This is a genomic window from Oryzicola mucosus (assembly GCF_014534685.1).
Taxonomy (GTDB): Bacteria; Pseudomonadota; Alphaproteobacteria; order Rhizobiales; family Rhizobiaceae; genus Oryzicola; species Oryzicola mucosus.
Genome location: NZ_JACVVX010000014.1, coordinates 15318 through 38217, shown reverse-complemented (window position 1 = coordinate 38217; position 22900 = coordinate 15318). Strand labels below are relative to the sequence as shown.

The window sequence follows — 22900 nt, the reverse complement described above, 5'->3', positions numbered from 1 at the left end:
ACTAACTGTTGTCCCCCCCGTCGCAGGCGCCACAACGACCGACATGCCGGCGCTGGCCCTGCGCGGGGTCGGAAAATCCTTCGGCACCGGAGACGCGACCCTATGGGCGGTGCAGGACTTTTCATTCGATATCCGTCCCGGCGAGTTCATTTCAATCATCGGACCAAGCGGTTGCGGCAAGTCGACGCTTTTCAGCATCATCGGCGGCTTCTTTACCCGTTATACCGGAGAGGTTCTCGTCGACGGGAAGTCTGGTCCCGACATTCGTCGTTCCATCGGCAGCGTTTTTCAGCAGGAATCGACGTTTCCATGGCGAACTGCCGTGGACAATGTCGCCTTCCCGCTCGAGGCGGCGGGGGTGCCGAAGAAAGAACGGCATGAGCGGGCGAGAGAGTTAATGAACCTCGTTGGCCTTTCAGGCTTTGAGGACCATTACCCTTCGGAAATGTCCGGCGGCATGCGGCAACGCACCGCGATTGCCCGAACCCTGGCGGCAAATCCCAAGATCCTGCTGATGGACGAGCCCTTTGCGGCGCTTGACGAGCAAACACGGATGCTGCTCGGCGACAAAGTGCTTCAGATTCAGCAATCGCTAAAGCAGACGACACTCCTGATAACGCACAACATAACCGAGGCGGTGCAGCTCAGCGACCGGGTCATTATCATGACCTATCGGCCCGGAACCATCAAACGGGTTGTCGAAGTCAATCTTCCTCGCCCTCGCACCTCGGAAATGATCGGCAGCGGAGAATTCAGCCGGGTTGTCGGCGAAATCTGGGCCGACCTTCGAGTTGAAGCCAGCCGCGGCATGTAGCTCGGGGCGACCGAGCGGCGAAAGTTGCTTATTTATATTAATAACGTAGCTTTCTATTTGACATATTTCGTTCATGCTGCCTATCATGACGCTATTGCGGGAGTTTGATTATGAAGTCCTGGTTATCTTATGATTTCAACGACATGCGCTTGGAAGATGCGCCTATGCCAAAGGCTCGGCCGGGGTGGGTGGTCTGCCGCACACGAGTGCTTCAGCTGTCGATAACAGAGGTGGCGGAATTTCGCGGCCTGCCTGTTTCCAGCCACGAGGTCTATAAGGAAATGTGGAATAAGCAGCGGCCGTTGCCGCTGTTCGGACATGAATTTTGCGCCGAGGTGGTGGAGATCGGCGCTGGCGTGGAAAACCTGAGCGTCGGCGACAGGGTGTTCTACCACCGCGGCGCCCAATGCGGTACATGCAGGTATTGCAAAGCCGGCCAATCTCAATATTGCCGATCCTCGACCTTTGTCGGTGAAGACACTCCCGGCTGCCTTGCCGAATATTTTCCGGTACCCGCCCATGTGGTTGCGCGTGTGCCGAAGGAAGTGAGCGACTTCGAGTGCGCGTCGCTTCAGCCTTTGGTTTCGATGGTTTCGTCCCTGGAAGGGCTCGGCATCTCGATGGGCGACACCGTCGCGGTGATCGGTCTCGGGCCGATGGGCCTCGACACGTTGCAAGTCGCCCGCGTTGCTGGCGCCGGCAAGGTGATAGCCATTGCCCGGCGCGACGAGGTCCTCTCACTCGCCCGCTCGCTGGGCGCAGACGTCACCGTCAATGTGACGAACAGCGATCCGGTCGATGCGGTCATGCAGGCCACGAACGGGCTCGGATGTGATGTGGTCGTCGATTGTGCCGGCGGCAGCAACGAACAGGGCCACGCCGGCACGTCGGCGTTCCAGCAGGGGCTGCAGATGTTGCGCAATGAAGGCCGCATCATGGAAGTCGGTCACCTGCCGACAGGCGCCCAAATCATTTACGGGCTGATCGAGAAGAAGGGGTTGCGCGTCTTCGGCCGTCGGGCTCCTTCCGCGCGTATGATCCAGTATTCGATCGATCTCGTCGCTTCCGGCAGGGTCAAGATCGAGCCGACAATTCTCCACAAGCTGCATGGTATTGAAAAGGTGCCGGAGGCTTTTGACATGCTCGCCAACAAGGCGAGGCACGGCATCATCAATCCGCCACAGGTTGTGGTCTGGCAGTAGTCGCGGCGGTCCGCACTGTGACCGCAACCCTGGGAGGCTGAGTTTCCGCCATGATTTCCGAAGAGCATCTTGCTGCCCTCTCCTACCCATCAATGCCCATGGTTTTAACGAACTCGATGCCCGGTCCGGCATCGGCTGCGGTGATCGACCGTGCCCACAAAGCGCAATCCCCTACCCGGCCATCGGTGCGCGGACGTCTGGTGATCGATAGCGCCATGGGGGCTGGCTTTACGGATCCGGACGGAAACGTCTTCCTCGACATGTCGGCCGGCGTCGCCGTGTCCAGCGTAGGCCGCAACCATCCGAAGGTCGTCGCCGCCATCCGCGAGCAGTGCGAAAAGCTCATGCACTCGGCGGGACTGGTCAGCGAAACGACAGTCGCGCTGGCTGAGAAGCTCAATGCGACGATGCCGGCCGGGCTTAAAGACGAGAGCTTCACCTGGTTCGGCATGAGCGGTTCCGGGGCCATCGAGACAGCGATCAAATTCGCCAAGGCTATAACCGGACGTAATCAAATCGTAGCCTTTGAAGGAGCTTATCATGGCGTATTCCACGGCTCTCTTGCGGTAACCACGCGAGAAAATTTCCGGGCTCAATTCGGTCCGCTCATGCCGGGTACGATGCACCTGCCCTATCCGTATTGCTATCGCTGCTTTGCGGATCTCAAGCACCCAGAGTGCGGGTCGCTGTGCTCCAAATATGCGCGGTACAAGTTGACCACGCCGAACACGGGCGCGGACGACGTCGCCGCCGTCATCGTGGAGTCGATGCAGGCTGATGGCGGGTACATCGACCCGCCGCCGGAATTCCTCCAGACGCTGCGCGAGGTCTGTACCGCCAAGGGCATCATCCTGATCATCGACGAGGTGCAGGCCGGTGGCGGCAGAACCGGCAAGATGTGGGCGCATGAGCATTATGGTATCGTGCCCGACATGATGACGTGGGCCAAGGCGATCGGCGGCGACCTGCCGTTGTCGGGTGTCACCATCCACGAGCGGTTCCGCGACAAGCTTCCCTTGGGATCACAGGTGCTGACAGGCGCCGAAAACGCACTCGCGAACGTTGTGGCGATGGCCAATCTGGATATCCTCACCGATCCGGATGACGACCTCATCGGTCGTGCGGCCGTGGTAGGCGAGGAACTCAAGGCGGAACTTCGTGAGATCGCGGCCAACAGTCACTTTATCGATGAGGTGCGCGGACGCGGCCTCTTCATTGGCATAGAGTTGGTTTCGGACAAGGACAAACGAACGCCGCTCGATGCCAAACGCGTCGGCGCCATCCTGCAGAAATGCGAAAGCCAGGGCGTCCGGATCATGTCCTGCGGACGCTACGGCTCGACCATACGCCTGATGCCGCCGCTGACCACGACGCGCGCGCATCTTCGCGCCGGCATCAAGGCTTTCGCTAATGCGGTCGCCGAAGTCGAGGCAGAATAGGTTCACTGATCAAACATGTGCCATCAAAGCCCGAGGCGAACGTGAGCGAATTCACCTGCAATCAAGAGATCGTCACTGTCGCCAGGCGTAGCCTGACGCAGGACGTTTGGGATTATCTGACCGGCGGCGCCGAAGCCGAGATGACGATGCGCCGCAATCGTCATTCGATTGACAGCTACGCCTTCATCCCACGCGTGTTGAGGGACATGTCGTCGATCGATCCTTCCGGAACTGTCCTCGGCCAGAAGGTTCGCATTCCTGTGCTGCTCGCTCCTATCGGCTCGTTGCAGGCAATCTATGCTGGAGGTGGAGCGAGCTCGGCCAAGGCGGCGTCTCGCTTCGGAACCATGCCGATCATAAGCTCCATTACGGAGCCGTCCCTTGAAGACATTGCCGGCGCGGCCGAAGGCCCGAAAGTGTTCCAGCTTTATGTCCGGGGAGACCGGGACTGGATCAAGGCCATCCTCGGGCGCGCCAAATCCGCAGGGTACACCTCCCTCGCCCTGACGGTCGACTCCGCCTACTACGGCATTCGCGAACGGCAGTTGATGAACCGTTGGCTTCCCCCCAGTGTCCAGGCGCAGACGGGCCGGCATCTGCAATCCGCTATCACTTGGGAGTTGATGGATTATATCCGAGATCTTTGGCAGGGCAGCTTCATGCTGAAGGGTGTCGGCTCAGTGGCAGATGCGCTTATGGCGGTGGAGCGTGGGGTCGATACACTTTACATATCGAACCACGGCGGCCGGCAGCTCGACCATTGTCTGGGAGCTCTCGATACGCTCGCCGAGATTGCGCCGGTGGTCAAAGGCCGCGCCGAACTCATCGTCGATGGTGGTTTTCTCAGGGGAACTGACGTGATCAAGGCCACCGCGCTTGGTGCGTCGTCGGTTGCCATTGGCCGGTTGCAGGGTTGGGCACTGGCGGCCGGCGGCGAGGACGGTCTGGTTCGCTGTCTTGAACTCATCGAGCGCGAGATCATCAATGCCCTGGGACTGCTCGGCGTCAACAACTTCTCTCAGCTTACCCCCGACTACATCCGCAAGACGGAAGTCGTCGGTCCCACGCATGAGTTGAGCACCTTCTATCACCTGAAGGAGCGCCTGACGTGATCCCGCCTCTGGAACATCTCATCGCTGGAGAATGGACGCGCGGATCTGGCGACGACACGCTTGCGGTCATCAATCCGGCGACGGAAGAGGAGGTTGCCCGATTGCCTCTCGCCGCCATCGCTGATCTGGATCGCGCGCTGGAATCGGCCGAACGCGGCTTCCAGATATGGCGGGCCGTTCTTCCGCCCGAGCGCTCGAAAGTGCTGCGAAAATTCGCTGGCCTGCTACGCCAGAACACCGAGCAGATTGCCGCGGTGATTACGGCAGAGCAAGGGAAGCCGCTGGCGGAGGCGCGCAACGAAGTCGCGGCGACGGCAGAGCTGACCGAGTGGCTCGCAGAAGAAAGCCGTCGCATCTACGGCAGGTTGGTGCCGTCTCGTTTCGAGAATACGCGTATTCTGGTGACACATGAGCCGGTCGGCCCGGTCGCCGCGTTCTCCCCGTGGAATTTCCCGTGCATGATGGCGGCGCGCAAGATTGCACACGCCCTCGCCGCTGGCTGTTCCGTCATTCTGAAACCGTCAGAGGAAACGCCTGGCACGGCGGTGCTGCTCGGTCGTCTTGTCATGGAGGCTGGCGCGCCCAAGGATGTCGTGAATATTGTGTTCGGCGATCCCGCGCAGGTTTCCGACTATCTGATCGACAGCCCGATCATCAAGATGGTCAACCTGACCGGCTCAGTGCCGGTCGGCAAGCATGTGGCACAACGCGCGGCCCGACAGCTCAAGAAGGCGACCCTGGAACTCGGCGGCCATTCGCCGGCAATCGTGATGGCGGATGCGGACATCGACCGGGTCGTCGATCTCTGCTGGAAGGCGCGGTATCGAAACGCCGGCCAGGTCTGCACCGCGCCGACCAGATTCTTCGTCCAGTCCGCCGTGATGGACCGGTTCGTCGAAAAATTCACTGCAGGAGCTGCGTCTTTGAACGTCGGTCCGGGAACCGACGCGGGCACGACGATGGGTCCAGTTGCCAACAGACGGCGGCTGGAGGCCATGGAAAGCTTCGTGGCGGACGCCGGAGCGCGGGGCGGAACGGTTTTGACGGGCGGGCAGCGGCTCGGCAACCGCGGAATGTTCTTCGCGCCGACTGTTCTTTCGGGCGTTCCGGCCGATGCCGACGTCATGCGGCTGGAACCATTCGGTCCAATCGCACCGATTGCGGCGTTCGACGACATCGATGCGGTCGTGGCCGAATCGAATGCGCTTCCGTATGGCCTGGCTGCGTATGCGTTCACCAAGTCTCATACAGTCGCCGCACACCTGTCGTCGGCTCTAAAAGCCGGCGTCGTCGCCGTGAACGGAGTGACGGTTACCGCGCCCGAGGCGCCCTTCGGCGGCGTGGGCGATAGCGGCCTTGGCCGCGAAGCCGGCATCGAGGGCGTGCTCGAACACATGAATGTCAAAACCATTCTGGAAACGTTTGGCTGAGGAGGCCCGGATGGAACGTGACATAGCGGTGAAATCCGCGGACGATCAGATGAAATGGGGCAGCGACGTCGCAGCAGAATTGCTGCGCCGCCTGGGCATTGAATACGTCTGCATCAATCCCGGCTCCAGCTTCCGGGGGCTTCACGACAGTATGGTAAACTATCTCGGCAACGAGGAACCCTCGCTGATCCTCTCGCTGCATGAAGAGAGTGTGGTCGCAATCGCACACGGTTATGCCAAAGTCGCGGGCAAGCCAATGGGCGTGATCCTGCACAGCAATGTCGGGCTCATGCTGGGCATGATGTCGATCTTCAATGCCTGGTGCGACCGGGTGCCGATGCTGATCCTGGGCGCGACCGGCGCTGTCGACACGGCCGTGCGCCGCAATTGGATCGACTGGCTCCACACATCGCGCGATCAAGGCGCGCTCATCCGTAATTTCGTGAAGTGGGATGAGCAGCCGACATCGCCAACGGCCACGGTCGATGCGATGCTTCGCGCGTACATGCACGCCTGCACGGCCCCTTGCGGACCCTCCTACGTTGCGCTCGACAGACGCCTGCAGGAAGATGCTCTTTCAAAGCCCATCGAAATCCCCGACATTTCCCTTTTCGCCCCGCCACATCCTCCCAAGCCGGCGACCGAGGTGGTGGAACGGGCTGCCACGCTGCTGGCGCAGGCGCAACGGCCGGTCATCCTTATCGGGCGAGCCTCGCATGCGCCAGCGGCGTGGCATGCCCGGGTGGCGCTTGCCGAAATGCTCGGCGCCAGGGTGATAACGGATTTGCGTTTCGGCGCGTCGTTCCCGACCACTCATCCCCTGCATGGGGCGCCACCGGATCTGTTCCTGACACCACGCAACCGTCGGATACTTGCCGATGCCGACGCGGTCCTGAGCCTGGGGTGGGATGACCTTGCCGACGTCATGCGCCAGGCTTTCACGGATAGCGGTCGCCGCGCGACCGTTATCCACGCGTCCGTGGACTATCAGGTCCACAATGGCTGGTCCGGCGACCACCAGCGCCTCGCGGCGATTGACGTACGCATCGCCTGCGAAGCCGATGTTCTGCTCGAGCCGCTTCTACACGCCTTGTCAAAGCACGACATGCCTCCCAAGCCGGCAACCACGGACCGCACGGCGTCCGCGCCGCAGCCAGGTCCTATTGTGGCGGGCCGCAAGCCGACGCTTCTCGACATTGGCCAGGCATTACTCGCCGCCCGTGCCGACCGCAAGCTGTGCCTTGCCCGCGTTCCGCTGAACTGGCCGGCTGGAGCCTATCCCTTCGAAGACCCGATGGATTACCTCGGATATGATGGCGGCGGCGGCGTTGGCTCCGGTCCGGGAATGACGATCGGTTCGGCGCTGGCGTTGAAAGGGTCAGGGCGAATCCCGGTAGGACTGATGGGCGATGGAGAGTTCATCGGTGGGGCAACGGCACTATGGACCGCAGCCCACTATCGCATCCCGGTCCTTATCGTGGTTGCCAATAACCGCTCCTATTACACCGATGAGGTTCAGCAGGAAGCAGTTGCCGTTGCCCGCGGTCGACCGCCGGAAAATAAGTGGATTGGCCAGCGCATCGATGAGCCCGCCATTAATATTGCGGGTCTTGCCAGCGATCTCGGATTTGCAACCGAACCCGTCGTTCGGGATTCCGGCGACATCCAGACGGCACTGGAGCGGGGGCTTGATGAAGTCGAAAAGGGTGGCTGCTACTTGATCGAGATCGAGATTGAGCCGTCCGACGGCTCCAGCCTTGACTGGCTTAACCACCATTGAAGCTATGAGGAGCACGGACGATGTCGCAGGCCATTGAAACGAGCGCAGACCGTGCGCCGCGTCGCCGGGCCTCCAGTCCGTTTCTTTCGCGATTCATGAAGAAGGCTGCCGATCCGGCAGTGTTTTTCGGACTTGCCGTCGTCATTGCGGTACTCGGGATCGTCGAATGGCTCGTGGCCAGCAACTACATCTCGAGAGCGGTCATCGCTTTGCCCAGCGACGCCATCGCCGGTCTGTTCTCGCCGGAATTCAGCGGCGAGTTGCTGCGGGCCTGCCGCCTAACTTTCGGACTCGTGGCTGCGGCGCTCGTGCTGGAAATCCTGGTCGCTATCCCGGCTGGCTATTTTCTCTACCGGAAACCAATCTTTGGAGCCGCCTACGAAGGTTGGCTCGCCGCCTTGTTCGCTGCGCCCATCTTCCTCCTCTATCCGCTTTTCATGGTCATCATCGGCCGCAACAACTACACGCTGGTGTTCATGGGTTTTGCCGCCGGCGTGATACCGATCATCATTCACGCGCGCCTCGCCTTCATGACGGTTCCCGAAACGCTGATCAATGTCGGCCGAAGCTTCCACCTGTCGAATTCTGCGATCTTCTGGAAGATCATCCTGCCTAGTGGCACCCCCACAATCTTCTCGGGCATCCGGCTTGGCCTGATCTACACGCTGATCAATATCATCGCGATCGAATTTCTTGTCGACGCAGGCGGTCTGGGCCGCATGGTGTCGGACAGATACTTCCGCTTCGATATCGCAGGAACCTACACCGCGATATGCGCGGTGGCTCTGGTCAGCATCACGTTGAACCTGATTGTAAATCGCCTTGAGAAGATGGTTCGGTGATATGAACTCGACATCCGCCTACACTCATTGGCTGACCCCCGTTCGGCGCATCAAGATCTGCACGATCCTGGTTCTTCTGATTGCCTGGCAGCTGCTCTCCATTTCCGGCTTGCTGTTCGAAGGTGTGCTTCCGCAACCCCTCGCGGTTCTGAAGGCGCTTGTCTCGGAATTGCTCCTGCCTTCTCTCTATATCGATCTCGGCATCACGCTTTTCGAAGCGGCGGTTGGGTTTGTCGTCGGATCTGCTTTGGCGGTCGCCGTTGGGCTGTGGCTTGGCAGCAGCGGCTTCTTCCGGCGCGCATTCGAACCTTACATTCACGCGCTTGCCAGCATGCCGAAGATTATCTTCCTTCCAATCATCTTTCTTGTTTTCGGGCTAGGCATCGAGTCGAAGATCGCCAAGTCGGCAATGTCGACTTTCTTTCCCGTAACCATCAGCACGATCGCGGGCTTCCTTCAGATCGACCAGACGCTCATAAATGTCGGGCGCAGCTTCCACCTTGACCGAGCCAAAATGATACGGCTCATCTATCTTCCCGCGATGCTTCGTCCACTATCCGTTGGCCTGCAACTAGGCGTTGCGATGGCGATTATCGGCGTGCTTTCGGCGGAAATAGCTTACGCCAGCGTTGGGCTCGGTGCCCGGCTCATTCGCTATTCAGATAACTTCAACGTCAGTTCGACATACGCGGTCATGATCATTATCTTTGCGGTCACGGCAACGGTAAACCATTTGTTCATGCGGTTGCAGAAGCCGTTTCTGCGCCACGAACGCTCGCGTCAGGGCGAAGCCGCGGCCTTGACGCTCACAGCGGCTCGGACGCCGGCGTGAACGAAATGCCGGTGAGCAGTTCCGTCGATGCAGGCGGTATCGGTGCCTCGGTTTCGCGGCGGGAAGATTTGCGCCTCGTACGCGGACTGGGGCGCTATACCGACGACATAGCCGTTGAACACGGCCCGGCCGCGCATCTCGTTGCCGTCCGTTCGCCTTATGCTTTCGCGCGTATTCTCTCGATCGACCTGTCTGGCGCACGCGGCATGCCGGGCGTGATTGCGGTGCTTGGCAGCGAGGAGATGGCGGCGGAGAATTTCCGTCCGTTTCCCTTGCGGGTGATGCGCAAGAAGGCGAATGGCGAGCCCAATTTCTCCCCGCCCTACATGCCCCTGGCAGTCGGACACGTACGGCATGTCGGGGATATAGTTGCGGTCGTGGTTGCTGAAACTCTGGATCAGGCCAAGGACGCAGCCGAGCAAGTCGATGTCACCTACGATGCGCTTCAGCCGGTTGTCGAGATGACGCAGGCGGTCTCCAAGGATGCGCCCTTGATCTGGCCGACTGAACCGGACAATATCTGCTTCGAGCATCGTGTCGGGGACGGTGATGCCTGGCAGGAAGCCGCCGCACGCGCAGCCCACGTCATTTCAGACCGGATGGTCATCTCTCGCGTCAGCGCCAACCCGCTCGAGCCGAGAACCGCATTGGGAGAATACGATCCGGAAACGGGACGTTTCACGTTGCATGCGGGACTCCAATCTCCACATGCAATGCGTAGAGAGATCGCCCACATCTTCGGGCTGCCAGTCGAACAGTTCAGGGTCGTTGGCCCGGATGTCGGCGGCGCGTTCGGCATGAAGGCCAGCCTTCATCCTGAGATCATTCTCGTATTATGGGCTGCGCGCCTGCTGCAACGTCCCGTTCGGCATGTCTGCGAGAGATCTGAAGCGTTCCTATCGGATCACCAATCGCGCGACCATGTCACGGACGTATCATTGGCGCTGGATGAGGACGGTCGGTTCCTTGGTTTGAAAGTAACCACGCTTGCCAATATCGGAGCCTATATCGCTTCGAACGGTCTGCACTCGCCCACCAACAATTTGGGCGGGCTTGCCGGCGTTTACACCATCGGAGCTTTCGATGTGGTCGTCCGCGGCGTATTCACTAACACGCTTCCCACGTGCCCCTATCGCGGCGCCGGCCGCCCGGAGGCGACCTTCTACATTGAGCAGATTATCGACAAGGCAGCTTACGAACTTGGTGTCGATCGCGTGGAAATCCGACGGCGAAATCTCGTGCCGCCGGAGGCGATGCCTTACCGTACTGCCCTGCTCTACACCTATGACAGCGGCAATTTTCCAGCCATACTTAAGAAATGTGCCGACGCGGCTGATTGGAATGGTTTCGAGCACCGCCGGCAAGCGTCCGAAGCCGAAGGCAGTATCCGCGGGATCGGCATTGCCTACGCGATCGAGATCGCGGGGGGACCGGCCGACAAACCGTTCGAAGAATATGCGAAGATCGAGTTTACCGCCGACGGCGGAGCCATCGTCTATGCTGGCAGCCATTCCCAAGGACAGGGACACGAAACCAACTATCTGCAGATGGCGCAGACGCTTCTGGGCACGCCCGCCGATGCCGTCCAAATAGTGTACGGCGACACCGACAAGGTCACCAGCGGCAGGGGCACGTTCGGTTCGCGCACCATGATGGCGTATGGCGCGGCCTTCTCAGGGGCGACAGGAACCATTCTCGCAAAGGCGCGCAGTATCGCTGCGCACCTAATGGAGACGGACCTCGACGCAGTGGAGTTTCGCGACGGCCGGTTCTTCGCCCGGGACTCGAACAGAAATCTCTCGTTGAGCGATATCGCCATCGCTTCCTTCGATCCGGATCGGCTTCCTCCGGCGATGGAGCCAGGTCTGGAAGCGGAAGCGTCGGTGTCCCTTGATAAGGCCACTTTCCCCAATGGTTGTCATATCTGCGAAGTCGTCGTCGATCCGCAGACGGGTTCGGTCGAGATCGTGAGCTACATTGTGGTCGACGATGTCGGCGTCCAGATCAATCCCATGCTGGTGAACGGTCAAATTGTCGGCGGTGTCGTGCAAGGCATCGGTCAAATCATGTCGGAGCAGATCGTCTATAGCGAAGACGGGCAGGTTCTGACTGGCTCCTTCATGGATTATGGCATGCCGCGTGCCGACGATGTTCCCACCATTAACGTACTGAGCCACGGCGTGCCGACCACGACCAATCCGCTTGGGGTCAAAGGCGCGGGCGAAGCGGGAACTGTCGGAGCCCTCGCCGCCGTGTCCAGTGCTATCAAGGATGCACTGAGAAGCCGAGGGGTCGATACGTTCGAAATGCCTGCGACGCCGATGCGGGTATGGAACGCGCTCAACGCCGCAGGGACATAATTATCACGGCTCCAGTTGGCTGATATCAGGAAAGCCTCGCTCCTTTGATCGGCTTACCGGTCCGAGGAGCGTTCCTCAACTTTTTATCCTGGATCCGCGTTGAGCGACTTTCAGATCGGCAATCGCGAATTCACTGTTGCGCGACAGCCGGTCAAACAGATTCTCGGCGTTGTCGACGTCTTCGGACGTCACACCCTCGAAGAGGATGTCGTTGACGCGACGTACGAACTGGTTCACCGACGAAACCGCCTCGCGGCCCTCTTTCGTCAGCCTAACCAGCACGCTGCGCCTGTCGTCATCGGCCGCGGACTTCACCAGCAATCCCTTGCGCATGAGGCGGCCGACTTCGGTCGTCACATGCGTCGGGGCCAGGTGGATATACTGCGACAACCGCTTGATTGTCACTCCCTGCGTCTCTTCCCGATATGCGACGCCAACCAGAACGGCGAATTGTGACCCAGTCAACCCGATTGAGCGTCCGAAAGCTTCGCGGCACATACTCAAGCGGCCGAGAACTTCGACGAAGAGATAGATAAGCCCACGAAACCGGTCATCGCTCCCATCGACCAGTAATTCCGGATGGGAGACCGTCACCGGCGGCGCAAAAGGCTTGGCAAGCCCCCCCGTTGTTTTCGCGGTCTTCGATTTGGTTGGCGCCTTGTTGACTTTTGCTTTTGGCATGATCCCATCCATTGGAACGCAATCGATCGTTGGCAAATCCCATTTGCACATCTTTTATACAGGCTACGTACATCGGAAACGTATTTAACTGAAGGAATTTTCAGCGCAATGTCAGACAATTGCACCGATAAAGTCAGCCTGTTGCGCAAATTGTCGCCAGCACAGAAAAGCCTTGATAAATAACATACATTGTGTAGGCATATAGGAATAGCTTTTCCGTGGGAGGCAATGGATGTCGTACGAAAAGAAACTTGACGCGCTGCCCTCCCAACGCGGGCTGTTTCATAGCGGAAAGTGGTGTCCATCGGCCGACGGGTCGATCGAAGAAGTCTTCGACCCAGCCACAGGATCCAGCTTGGGCACGACCTCCATTGCCGGGCGCGCTGATGTCGAGGCGGCGGTGCGCGCGGCCAAGGCCGGCTTCGCCGAGTGGCGCCGCACCAGCCTTAGCGAGCGATCGGGTATCCTGCGTGAGGCCGCGGCGATCATCAGGGCGAATGCCGAACGCATAACGCTGACCGACTCCCTGGATTCGGGCGGTCCTTACAAGCGCATGCTGAAGGACGCTGAGGCAGGCGCCGCGACTTTCGAGTTCTTCGCGGGTTTGGCGACCGAGATGAAAGGCAGCACGATTCCCTTCAACGACAGTTCCCTCAACTACACGCTGCGTGAACCATTGGGCGTAGTCGTCAGGATCAATGCCTTTAACCACCCCTTCCTCTTCGCAGCCCAACGGGCGGCGGCGCCGCTTGTCGCCGGCAATACGCTTATCATCAAGCCGCCTGTGCAAGCTCCGTTGTCCAGCCTCCTGCTCGCGGAATTGATCGGCGACCTGTTCCCAGCCGGCGTCTTCAGCGTGCTTCCCGGCGGCCTGGAGTGCGGCCAGGCCTTGGTCGAGCACAAGGACGTCAGCATGGTGGGGCTGATCGGATCGGTTGAGACTGGCAAAGCAATCGCGCGCGCCGCGGCCGGCACATTGAAGAAGCTCAGCCTGGAGCTTGGCGGCAAGAACGCGCTCATCGCATTTCCCGACGCAGACCCAGACAAGGTGGCAGCAGCGGCAGCGCAGGGCATGAATTTTACTTGGTGTGGACAGTCCTGCGGCTCAACATCTCGCGTGTTCCTTCACGAGTCGGTCCACGACGAAGTCCTGGACAAGATCGTCGGGGCGGTCCGCAAGCTGGTGCCGGGCATCCCATCGGACCCGGAAACGGACATGGGCTGCATGGTCAATGCAGCGCAGTTGGAGAAAACGCAGCACTACGTCCAGTACGGCAAGGATGACGGGGCCAGGCTTGTGGTCGGCGGCGACCGCCCGAAGGGCGGGCAGTTCGCAAAGGGGTATTTCCACAACCCGACCGTGTTCGCCGATGTTCGCGCTGATATGCGCATCGCACGGGAGGAAATTTTTGGCCCAGTGATGTCGGTCATCAAATGGCGCAACGAGGAGGAAATGTTTGCCGCGGTCAATGACTCCGACCTCGGACTGACCGCCTCGATCTGGACAAACAATCTATCAAATGCGCATCGGGCCGCATCACGGGTGGAAGCGGGCTACGTCTGGGTGAACGGCGTCAGTTCGCATTTCCTCGGCGCGCCCTTCGGCGGCTACAAGCTTTCGGGGCTCGGACGCGAAGAGTCCATCGAGGAACTTCTCGCGTGTACACAGCTGAAGAATGTCAACGTGACGCTCTGACGCCAAGGCGTCACGTGGATATTCCAACGGGCTAGGGTCAGGACCTATTAACATGATCGAAATGGCGTCTGAAACGGCAAGAAGATGCAAGGAGGAGCGCCCAGGTCGGGGTAGCCTACCGGCCAAGCGCTTCGACCCGGCAGCTTGCAGGTGTTTCGGCGTCCGGAGGACATGGTTCATCTGCCCGGCTAATTTGTCGCGAAGGGCTTGAAAATGGTCAACATTTCCTGCGCCTTCACTGCGCGTAACCAAACTGATGGCCGCATATCAGTTCGACCAGATTAACAGGTCCTAGCCCTAGACCGGCCGCCGTACCAGCTGGGGTGCGAGAACGATGCAAGGCCTGATCGGGCGGCATGACGGTTCGACGGAATAAGCGAACGGCAGCAGCAACTCAGCAACCACCGGTTTCGGCTTGACGCCATGTCGGGGCCAATATAATAAGAGACCTTATTGTTTTTTGGAGCAAACGATGGCCGAGCATTTCGTCTGCAATATCAGTGAATTGGCTGAGGGTGATGTCCGGATATTCGAGGGCGAAGGCCTGGAGATCGGGGTGATCCATCATCGCGGAAGCTACTATGCCTACCAGAATCTCTGCCCGCATCAAGGCGGGCCTGCCTGCGAAGGCCTGCGCCTGCCGCAGGTGGTCGATGTCATCGGTGATGGCGGCGTATTTCTCGGGCAAAAGTTCGACGAGGACGACATGCACATCGTCTGCCCGTGGCATGGCTACGAGTATCATCTTACGACCGGAAGTCACGTCTGCAACGCGGCGCTGAAACTGCGCAAATTTGGCGTTGAAACCCGCCAAGGCGGCATTTATGTCCAGATCTGACGGAACAAGCCCCGACGAATTGGCCTTTCATCTCGCAGAAGTTTGCGAGAAAAGCGTCGACACGGGCGAGTTGTCGACGCTTTCGGATACCGCTCTCGTCGCCGCATTGACGAGCATGCTACGCCTCGTCGGGGCCAGAGCCCAGAACGACCTTACCGTTAACCTAGCCATCGGCAACAGCCGCCTTAGCGCCACCGACGCCGTCATTGCGTGCACCGCGATCCTCGAAAGCGCCTCGATCGAGGTCTTCGAGTTGGCGGCTTGGCAAGCCATGACGAGCACCGGCTCAACCAAGCGCGCGCGTACCGACCAGCAAATGGAGCAGTAGACGATGACCTTTACGCCCGGAAACCATTTGATCGAACCGTCGCGGGAAGATTTCGACAGCGAGCAGCACCTCGCTCACGCCAAGCAACAGGCCGTGAGTCGCGGCTATGAAGACTTCCTGATCGTCGACGTGGACTCGCACCACTACGAAACGGAGGCGTTTCAGGAGATCGCCGAATATATCGACGACCCGGTTCTGCGGCTCGAGGCCAAGTATCAGGGTATGGCGCGCGGCGGCGTCACCTCGATCGACGGTTCCTATCAGGAGATGACCGGCCGCGTGACGCGCTATCCCATGCGGCGGCGCGAAAAGACCCCGCCGACGATCCACCGCGACATCACGCTCATGCGGCGCTGGATGGACTCGATGGGAGTCGACATGGCCTGCATGTTTCCCACGCCGATGCTCAACATCGCGACCTGCCCTCGCGTGGATGTGGAGACAGCGCTGGCCCGCGCCTACAATCGCTGGCTCTGCGACAACGTCCTCTCCGAGGAGCCGCGTCTGACTTCCATGCTCTATCTGCCGTTCAACGATCCCGACGCCTGCCTCGCCATGGTCGAGGAATTCGGGGATCGTAAAGGTGTCATCGGCTTCATGGTCACCTCGACCCACTACAAGGCGAACAACGACAATGCCTACATGAAGACGTATGCGGCATTGCAGGAGCGCAATCTGCCGTTGGGCTTCCACGCCGCGTATACCTGGGGCGACCAGTCGACGCGGCTGATGAACCGATTCATCTCGGTCCATGCGCTTGGCTTCGTGTGGCACAACATGGTCCACATGACCAATTGGATCGTCAACGGCATGCCGGAGCGGTTTCCGAAACTGAAGACGGTGTGGATCGAGAGCGGTCTGGCCTGGGTTCCGTTCCTTATGCAGCGCCTCGATAACGAGTACATGATGCGCAGTTCCGATGCGCCGCTGTTGAAACGCAAGCCGTCCGACTACATGCGGGAAATGTTCTACACCTCACAGCCGATGGAGATGGTGGACAACCGGGAGGCGCTGGAGTTGACCTTCAAGATGATCAAGGCCGACAGCCAGTTGCTCTATTCGTCGGATTATCCGCACTGGGACATGGATTTGCCGAGCACGATCTACGATCTTCCTTTCCTTGACGAAAGTGCAAAGCGCGCAATCCTGGGCGGCAACTCCCAGTCCCTCTTCAAACTTGATCCGGTGTTCGCGCCTTGGAAGCTTGCGCACCGCGCGCAGTGCCAGGACGCGCCAGCGGCTTGACTTGGCTGACGCCAGGAGATTCAACTCCGGTTTAAAGTTGAACTTGGAGGTCGGGGAGCCCGTGTCGTCGAATATCGGAATGGGCAAGCGCCTTAGACTTGCTCACATGGCCTTCAGCCGTGGTTTGCGTCTTGAACTGGCTAAAGAGGACGTCAGCTTCGGCCAGTTCATTCACCTGGAGCGTCTGTGGGAAATGGACGGTCTGACGCAAAAGGATTTGTCGAGGCGCGTAGGTGTAGAAATGGCGTCCTCGACGACTATTCTTGCTGAACTGGAGACTCGCGGCCTCGTGCGGCGAGAGCGATCCCCGCAGGATCGACGCGCGATCAACGTGGTGCTCACCCCGGAAGGGGCAGCGCTGAAACCCCGCCTTCTTGAAGCCGCAGCCAGGGTCAACGCCCAAGCCCGCGCTAACTTGTCGCCTGAGCAGGTAACGCAGTTGATGGCTGTCTTGGACACGATCACCGCAGACCTGACTGCAATCTATCCAGGGGCCGGATACGGCGGCAAGCAACGCCTCCAGGTTTGAACTGTGGTTGGCGCCTTTTGTCCGGTGGGTCAGGCGTCGAAATAGCGTTTGTTCATCATGCAGTGGACGCCTTTGTCGCCATTGGCCACCTGCGTGATGCGCAGTTCGGCTGCTAGGTTCATGAGGGCATAGGCCTGGTAACGGTCCAGTCTGGTCTTTGAGACAAGCAGCACCAGCATGGAGCGAAGCGATATCGCGACGCAGTTGTCCAGATCGACGTCGAATGCCATCGTTATGAAATGTGTCGGCGTCTCCGCCATCGGCCATTCCAGAGCGAAGTCCCGACGCACGTTCAGGCGGAAGGTTCCAATAAGCCCTGTTTCGCAAGCCATGCCGATTTCGCCGTCGCTCTGCGCACCGTGCCCATCGCCTGCCGAAAACAGCGCCTCGTCGGCAAAAACAGGCAGATAAAGCGTGGAGCCTGCCCGCAGTTCAAGATTGTCGATGTTGCCGCCATTTTGACGTGGTGGCAACGACCCTACCGTCCCCCAGCCCGCCGGAGGCGCAACGCCCATGACTCCAAAGAACGGAGCGAAGGGAACCTCCTGGCCCCAAGGGAGCCGCCAGGCTTTCCTTTCCTCGTCCAACGTCAGGTGGATCAGCCGGCGCTCCTCGAAGTCGAGCGGCAAGGCGCCAACAAGCGGCTTGATGAGGTGGTAGCCCCAATCGACAAGAGGCTCGATGGCCTCGATGTCGATCTGGAGCACGTCTCCCCGTCTTGCGCCACGGACTGCGACTGGACCAGTCATGATATGCCCCGGCTCCATCCGGTTTGTCACGGATTCGTGGATGGCCCGTTGCGCGGCTGGAACGACCAGCGGCGGCTCCGGCAGGATTTCGGGGCCGCCCGACACGGCCGATATCGTCACGACATCACCGCTGTCGATCGTCAGGCATGGTTTAAGCTCGGCACTGAAGTAGCCCCAGTGAACAGTCCTGGGTTCTGCATCAAGACGATGTCGGCGCGGCGTTGACATTGGGGTTCTCCAGCGAGCTAAATACCAAAAAACTACACTAGATAGCATAATGTAAAACATATATTCAGCTTGTAATGCGGAATGGTCTGGATTGCCGGAGAGCGCCAGCTGGTCCAGGCGCGGATAAAGGGAGAACCACGATGGCGGGCGGCGATCAGGATTATCCGGACGTCAAATTGTTGATCGGCAATGAATGGATCGATGCCGTTGCCAGCAAGACCTATGTCGTGGTGAATCCCGCCACGGAAAAAGAACTCGGCCATGCGGCGATGGCATCGGAGGCCGACCTCGAAGCGGCCGTGGCCAGCGCTGTCTCTGGCTTTGAACATTGGAGGGATGTGTCGCCTTATGACCGTTCGGCGATCATGCGGCGCGCCGCAAACCTTCTACGCGAGCGCGCCACGGGCATCGCCCGTCTGTTGACCCTGGAGCAGGGCAAGCCAGTGGGTGAAGCGATGGCCGAGATAGGAGTTGCCGCCGACACGATCGACTGGTTCGCGGAAGAAGGACGCCGGGCTTACGGCCGTGTCGTGCCCTCACGGGCTGTCGGCACCCAGCAACTGGTCTTGAAGGAGCCGATCGGTCCGGTCGCGGCCTTCACACCGTGGAATTTTCCGCTCAACCAGGCAGCCAGAAAAATCGCCGCGGCGTTGGCAGCCGGATGTTCGGTCGTCGCCAAGCCGGCGGAAGAAACGCCGGCATGTGTCGCCGAGCTGGCCAAGGCTTTTTGCGACGCCGGACTGCCAGCGGGCGTTCTAAACTTGGTTTTTGGCGTCCCATCGGAGATTTCGAGCTACCTGATCTCGCATCCCGCCATCCGCAAGATTTCGTTCACCGGATCGACTGCGGTTGGCAAGAAGCTCTCGGCACTAGCCGGCGAACACATGAAAAGGTCGACCATGGAACTTGGCGGGCACGCGCCTGTGCTCGTCTTCGCTGATGCAGACGTCGCGACTGCGGCGGCGGCCATGGCCCAGGCCAAGTTCCGTAATGCGGGCCAGATCTGCATATCGCCGACGCGCTTCGTGGTGCATCGCAGCATAAGTGAACAATTCGCCGATCTTTTCGCTGAGGCTGCCAGGACGATGCGCTTAGGCGACGGGTTGGTGCCCGGCACCGAGATGGGACCGCTGGCGAGCGAGCGACGGCTTCAGGCGGTCGGGGCTCTTGTCAGCGATGCCGTCGAACAGGGCGCCGTTCTGCGCGCTGGCGGCCGAAGGCACGGCAATATCGGATACTTTTATGAGCCGACGGTTCTCAGCGACGTGCCGACAACGGCCAAGGCGATGAACGAGGAACCGTTCGGCCCCGTCGCGCTGATAAGATCTTTCGATTCCGTGGATGAGGCCATCGCTGAAGCCAACAGGTTGTCCTACGGTCTCGCGGCCTTTGCCTACACCCAGTCCAACAACATAGTGCTCGATCTTAGCAACCGGATTCAAGCCGGCATGGTTAGCATCAATGGCAACCTTTTGGCACTGCCGGAACTACCCTTTGGCGGAGTGAAAGATTCCGGCTATGGCTCGGAAGGCGGGAGCGAGGCGATGGAAGCCTATATGAACACCAAACTGGTCAAGGTCAGCCGTCTCTAGACTTGAACCGTGGTTTCCACGACCGCGGTGTCGCGGGTCGGGGGTGCTGTGAAGGCAACGCAGTCCTCCGCCCTCCAGGATGCCGTAACTGTCTGTCCATTTTTGTAGGGTTCGGTCGTGCCGGTCTTCACGGCAAGCAATTGGCCGCCTTCCAGTCGGATGCTCACCTTGACGTGGTCTCCGAAAAAGACCGTCTTGTCGACCGTGCCGGCGAGTATGTTCCCAACTCCCCGGTCGATGCATCCTGCCGATACGTCTATCTTCTCCGGACGCACCGAAACATAGGCGTCCTTTCCGGCCCCGTTGTCGCCTGCGCGAGCGTCCAGCGTACCGCCGCCTGGCATGGCCACCGTGGCTTGTCCACCACCGCGACCGACTATTGTTCCCCTGAGCAGGTTGCTGTCGCCAATAAACGTCGCAACGAATGCATTGCATGGCCGATCATAAAGCGTCTGCGGATCGGCGATCTGTTCAATGACTCCTTTTCTGAAGATGGCGACCCTGTCGGACATCGTCAGCGCTTCGCCCTGATCGTGCGTGACATAGACAAACGTAACACCCACGCGCGCATGGATGCTCTTGATCTCGATCTGCATCTCCTCCCGCAACTGTCTGTCGAGAGCACCTAGGGGCTCGTCCATCAAGACGATTTTCGGCTCGTAAACCAGGGCGCGCGCCAAGGCGACACGTTGCTGCTGGCCGCCGGACAGTTGCGCCGGCTTGCGTGCTGAAATCTCGGGCAAGCGAACCATGTCGAGCGCGGCTTTGACACGCCGGTCGAGATCCTTTGGGCCGTGGCCCCGGACCTGAAGGGGAAAAGCGATGTTTTCCGCTACCGACATGTGGGGGAAAAGCGCATAGTTCTGGAAGACCACGCCTATATCGCGCTTGTGCGCGGGTAGCGCGGAGTATGGCTGTCCCTCGACGAAGATTTCTCCGGTCGTCGGCATCTCGAAACCCGCCAGCATCATCAAGGCGGTCGTCTTGCCAGAGCCCGACGGTCCGAGCAGCGTCAAGAACTCCCCGCGCTCGATGCTGAGATTGAGGTCCCGGATGACGAGCGTCTGGTTGTCATAGGATTTCGAGATATTTCTGAACTCAACGCTGGGCTTCATGTCGTTTGCAATCCTGAGCCTTAGCGGCGGGAATCGGCTGCCTTGGCGACGGGCGCGAGCCTGTCTCGCCGGCGAAGCAATTCGAGGAAAATCATCATCGCCACAGCCACGATGAACATCATGGCTGCGGCGGCGGCGGTCGCCAGATCAAAAAGGTCCGTCGACCGCATATACATCTGCACGGGCAGGGTGCGTTGGTCTGGTCCCGCCAGGAAAAGCGCGACAACCACATCATCGAGTGAGATGGCGAAAGCGAACACGGCCCCGGAGACCACGCCTGGCATAATAAGAGGCAGAGTGACCTTGCGGAATGCCAGCAGAGGGTCAGCGCCGAGACTGGCCGCCGCGCGAAGCAAATTCCCGTCGAAACGCGCCAGAACCGCCGACACCGTAACCACGACGATCGGTGCCGCCATGGCGGTATGAGCAAGAATAAGGGCGCTATACGTGTAGTCCATGCCAATCTCGGCGAAACTGAAATACATGCTGATGGCGCCGATCACGCTCGGCACGATCATCGGCGTCATGATGACGACCATGATGATGCTGTGGCCGCGAAATCGGCCACGCCAGAGCCCGAAGGCTGCGCAGACGCCCAATATCGTCGCTAAAACGGTCGCCGATGTGGCGACCACCACGCTGTTCAGGAGGGCAAGCCGCCATTCGCTGGAAGCGACCAGGTTGCTGTACCAGCGCAGGCTGAACCTCTCGATCGGATAGTGCAGAAGGGCCACATCGTTGAACGACATGGGTATGAAGGCGAGAATCGGCCCAAGCAGGTAGATGCAGAACATCACGCCGAAAATGCCAAGCGCTGCGCGGTTGGCCAGCGATAATGCAGAGGTCATGGCGCGCTGGGTCATCGTGTACCCAAGCTCAGAGATGCCGATTTGGTCAACGTCACAAACAGCCAGTAGACCAGGTAGACTGACACCAGGAGAATAACCGACAGGGCGGCGGCCAGGCCCCAGTTGAGGGTCTTGTTGACGTAGTGCGCGATCAACGACGGCAAGCCCTGCTCCTGGGCGCCCCCAAGAATAGCCGGCACGACGAAGACGCCCAAGCATTGGATGAAGACGAGCAGCGAACCGGCCGCCAGTCCGGGCGCGATCTGCGGCAGATAGACACGCCGAAAGGCCGTAAATGGCGGTGCACCAAGAGAAGCCGCCGCGCGCATATGCGACAGCGGTACGGTCTTCATGACGCTGTAGAGCGGAAGGATCATATACGGTACGAAAATATGCAGGAGCGCGATGTTAACCGCGGTCCGGTTGTAAAGAAGGTCCAATGGGCCGTCGACGAGGCCGGAAGAAAGAAGACCATAATTGATGACGCCCTCGCGTCCGAGCAGAATCCCCCAGGCCAGTATCCGAACCATGGTCGCCGTGAGGAAGGGCAACAGCACGACGAACATCATGATCCCCGCTACACGCTCTGTCGCCGACGCCATGAGATAAGCAAATGGAAAGCCGAAAACTATGGCCAGCAAGGTGACGGTAAAGGCGATGACGAACGTGGTCCGGATGCTCGGCAGGAAAGAGCTTTGCGACGGGGGCACGCGCGCGATGGACCCATCGAAGTCGCGTTTCAGATCGACGGCGGTCAGCAGATAAAAATCGGTTATCGGCCCGGCCGCTTGCCGAATGTTGGCCCATGTCGCGGGCTCCGCCCATTTGGCGGAGAGGGAAATCAAAATCGACTTCGGATCGGCTTCCGGCCGATCGAGGGCCTGAAGCTTTGTCCGGGTCGTCATCAACAGAGCGCGCATGCCCGGCAGGGAATAGTTGAGCCGACCGGCCGCCGGCGCCAGGTTTGCCGGGGTCGATGCGGCGCGCAGGTCTCCGACCATTGCGCCATACGCCGCATCGGGAAGGGGCGTACCCCATCGCCACTCAGCAAGCGCCTGGGCTGTCTGTGGAAGCGCTGAAGCCACGTCGCGATCATCGACGCTTCGGCTCAAGAGTTTGACGACAGGACCAATGAAGACGACCAGCAGGAACAGCAGGATCGGAACAACCAGCATGAGCGCGCGGAACTTCGCCGCACGCTCCGAGCGAGCCTGATCACGCGCTATGTTCGGCAAGTGAT

At 59.9% G+C, this 22900-nt stretch carries 20 protein-coding genes; 15 read left to right on the top strand and 5 right to left on the bottom strand.

Annotated features, from left to right (window positions below; translation table 11 throughout):
• Nucleotides 1-43: 43 nt before the first annotated feature.
• The 9 genes from ICI42_RS22740 to ICI42_RS22700 all read left to right on the top strand — a co-directional run bounded on the left by ICI42_RS22740 (nucleotide 44) and on the right by ICI42_RS22700 (nucleotide 11811).
• A complete protein-coding gene (locus tag ICI42_RS22740; RefSeq protein WP_230980518.1) occupies nucleotides 44-814 on the top strand; it encodes an ABC transporter ATP-binding protein in 771 nt (256 codons plus the stop codon).
• Between the two features lie 110 nt (nucleotides 815-924).
• Nucleotides 925-2016, top strand: coding sequence for a zinc-dependent alcohol dehydrogenase (locus ICI42_RS22735; RefSeq protein ID WP_188166897.1), 1092 nt, complete (start codon nucleotides 925-927; stop codon nucleotides 2014-2016).
• Between the two features lie 50 nt (nucleotides 2017-2066).
• Nucleotides 2067-3455, top strand: a complete 1389-nt coding sequence (locus ICI42_RS22730) for an aspartate aminotransferase family protein (protein WP_188166896.1) — start codon at nucleotides 2067-2069, stop codon at nucleotides 3453-3455.
• 41 nt (nucleotides 3456-3496) lie between these two features.
• Entirely contained in the window at nucleotides 3497-4567 is a 1071-nt protein-coding gene (locus ICI42_RS22725) for an alpha-hydroxy acid oxidase (RefSeq protein ID WP_188166895.1), read from the top strand.
• The gene (locus tag ICI42_RS22720) at nucleotides 4564-5997 is read left to right on the top strand and encodes an NAD-dependent succinate-semialdehyde dehydrogenase (RefSeq protein ID WP_188166894.1); all 1434 of its coding nucleotides are present in this window, start codon (nucleotides 4564-4566) and stop codon (nucleotides 5995-5997) included. The genes ICI42_RS22725 and ICI42_RS22720 overlap by 4 nt, the downstream gene beginning before the upstream one ends.
• Before the next feature lie 10 nt (nucleotides 5998-6007).
• Nucleotides 6008-7777, top strand: a complete 1770-nt coding sequence (locus tag ICI42_RS22715) for a thiamine pyrophosphate-binding protein (RefSeq protein ID WP_210317475.1) — start codon at nucleotides 6008-6010, stop codon at nucleotides 7775-7777.
• Nucleotides 7778-7797: 20 nt separating this feature from the next.
• Nucleotides 7798-8619, top strand: coding sequence for an ABC transporter permease (locus ICI42_RS22710; protein ID WP_188166893.1), 822 nt, complete (start codon nucleotides 7798-7800; stop codon nucleotides 8617-8619).
• A gap of 247 nt (nucleotides 8620-8866) precedes the next feature.
• Complete coding sequence (locus ICI42_RS22705) at nucleotides 8867-9451, top strand: ABC transporter permease (protein WP_188166892.1); 585 nt, start codon at nucleotides 8867-8869, stop codon at nucleotides 9449-9451.
• Nucleotides 9452-9456: 5 nt separating this feature from the next.
• Entirely contained in the window at nucleotides 9457-11811 is a 2355-nt protein-coding gene (locus ICI42_RS22700) for a xanthine dehydrogenase family protein molybdopterin-binding subunit (RefSeq protein WP_230980521.1), read from the top strand.
• A 75-nt stretch (nucleotides 11812-11886) separates the two neighbouring features.
• On the opposite strand, the gene ICI42_RS22695 is transcribed toward ICI42_RS22700, so the two are convergent.
• Nucleotides 11887-12492 (bottom strand): MarR family winged helix-turn-helix transcriptional regulator, encoded by a 606-nt coding sequence (locus ICI42_RS22695; RefSeq protein WP_188166890.1) that lies wholly within the window; start codon nucleotides 12490-12492, stop codon nucleotides 11887-11889.
• Between the two features lie 232 nt (nucleotides 12493-12724).
• Between ICI42_RS22695 and ICI42_RS22690 the strand changes: the two genes are divergently transcribed.
• The 5 genes from ICI42_RS22690 (at nucleotide 12725) to ICI42_RS22670 (ending at nucleotide 17128) form a co-directional block, all read left to right on the top strand.
• Nucleotides 12725-14188 carry an aldehyde dehydrogenase family protein gene (locus ICI42_RS22690; protein ID WP_188166889.1) on the top strand — a complete coding sequence of 488 codons (1464 nt, stop codon included), beginning with the start codon at nucleotides 12725-12727 and terminating at the stop codon, nucleotides 14186-14188.
• 472 nt (nucleotides 14189-14660) lie between these two features.
• The gene (locus ICI42_RS22685) at nucleotides 14661-15026 is read left to right on the top strand and encodes a Rieske (2Fe-2S) protein (protein ID WP_188166888.1); all 366 of its coding nucleotides are present in this window, start codon (nucleotides 14661-14663) and stop codon (nucleotides 15024-15026) included.
• A complete protein-coding gene (locus ICI42_RS22680) occupies nucleotides 15013-15354 on the top strand; it encodes a hypothetical protein (protein WP_188166887.1) in 342 nt (113 codons plus the stop codon). Before ICI42_RS22685 ends, ICI42_RS22680 begins: the two co-directional genes overlap by 14 nt.
• Nucleotides 15355-15357: 3 nt before the next feature.
• Nucleotides 15358-16599, top strand: coding sequence for an amidohydrolase family protein (locus tag ICI42_RS22675; protein WP_188166886.1), 1242 nt, complete (start codon nucleotides 15358-15360; stop codon nucleotides 16597-16599).
• 61 nt (nucleotides 16600-16660) lie between these two features.
• Nucleotides 16661-17128, top strand: coding sequence for a MarR family winged helix-turn-helix transcriptional regulator (locus tag ICI42_RS22670; protein ID WP_188166885.1), 468 nt, complete (start codon nucleotides 16661-16663; stop codon nucleotides 17126-17128).
• Nucleotides 17129-17157: 29 nt separating this feature from the next.
• Here the strand turns inward: ICI42_RS22670 and ICI42_RS22665 are convergent, their stop codons facing one another.
• Nucleotides 17158-18105 carry an acetamidase/formamidase family protein gene (locus tag ICI42_RS22665; RefSeq protein WP_188166884.1) on the bottom strand — a complete coding sequence of 316 codons (948 nt, stop codon included), beginning with the start codon at nucleotides 18103-18105 and terminating at the stop codon, nucleotides 17158-17160.
• Between the two features lie 140 nt (nucleotides 18106-18245).
• On the opposite strand from ICI42_RS22665, the gene ICI42_RS22660 reads away from it, so the two are divergent.
• On the top strand, nucleotides 18246-19697 hold the full coding sequence (locus ICI42_RS22660; RefSeq protein ID WP_188166883.1) for an NAD-dependent succinate-semialdehyde dehydrogenase: 1452 nt from the start codon (nucleotides 18246-18248) through the stop codon (nucleotides 19695-19697).
• On the opposite strand, the gene ICI42_RS22655 is transcribed toward ICI42_RS22660, so the two are convergent.
• From ICI42_RS22655 to ICI42_RS22645, 3 genes are read right to left on the bottom strand one after another with little or no spacing between them, the layout of a single operon-like run.
• Complete coding sequence (locus ICI42_RS22655) at nucleotides 19694-20812, bottom strand: ABC transporter ATP-binding protein (RefSeq protein ID WP_188166882.1); 1119 nt, start codon at nucleotides 20810-20812, stop codon at nucleotides 19694-19696. The genes ICI42_RS22660 and ICI42_RS22655 overlap by 4 nt on opposite strands.
• Before the next feature lie 20 nt (nucleotides 20813-20832).
• Entirely contained in the window at nucleotides 20833-21675 is an 843-nt protein-coding gene (locus tag ICI42_RS22650) for an ABC transporter permease (protein WP_188166881.1), read from the bottom strand.
• Complete coding sequence (locus tag ICI42_RS22645; protein ID WP_188166880.1) at nucleotides 21672-22895, bottom strand: ABC transporter permease; 1224 nt, start codon at nucleotides 22893-22895, stop codon at nucleotides 21672-21674. The genes ICI42_RS22650 and ICI42_RS22645 overlap by 4 nt, the downstream gene beginning before the upstream one ends.
• Nucleotides 22896-22900 lie beyond the last annotated feature (5 nt).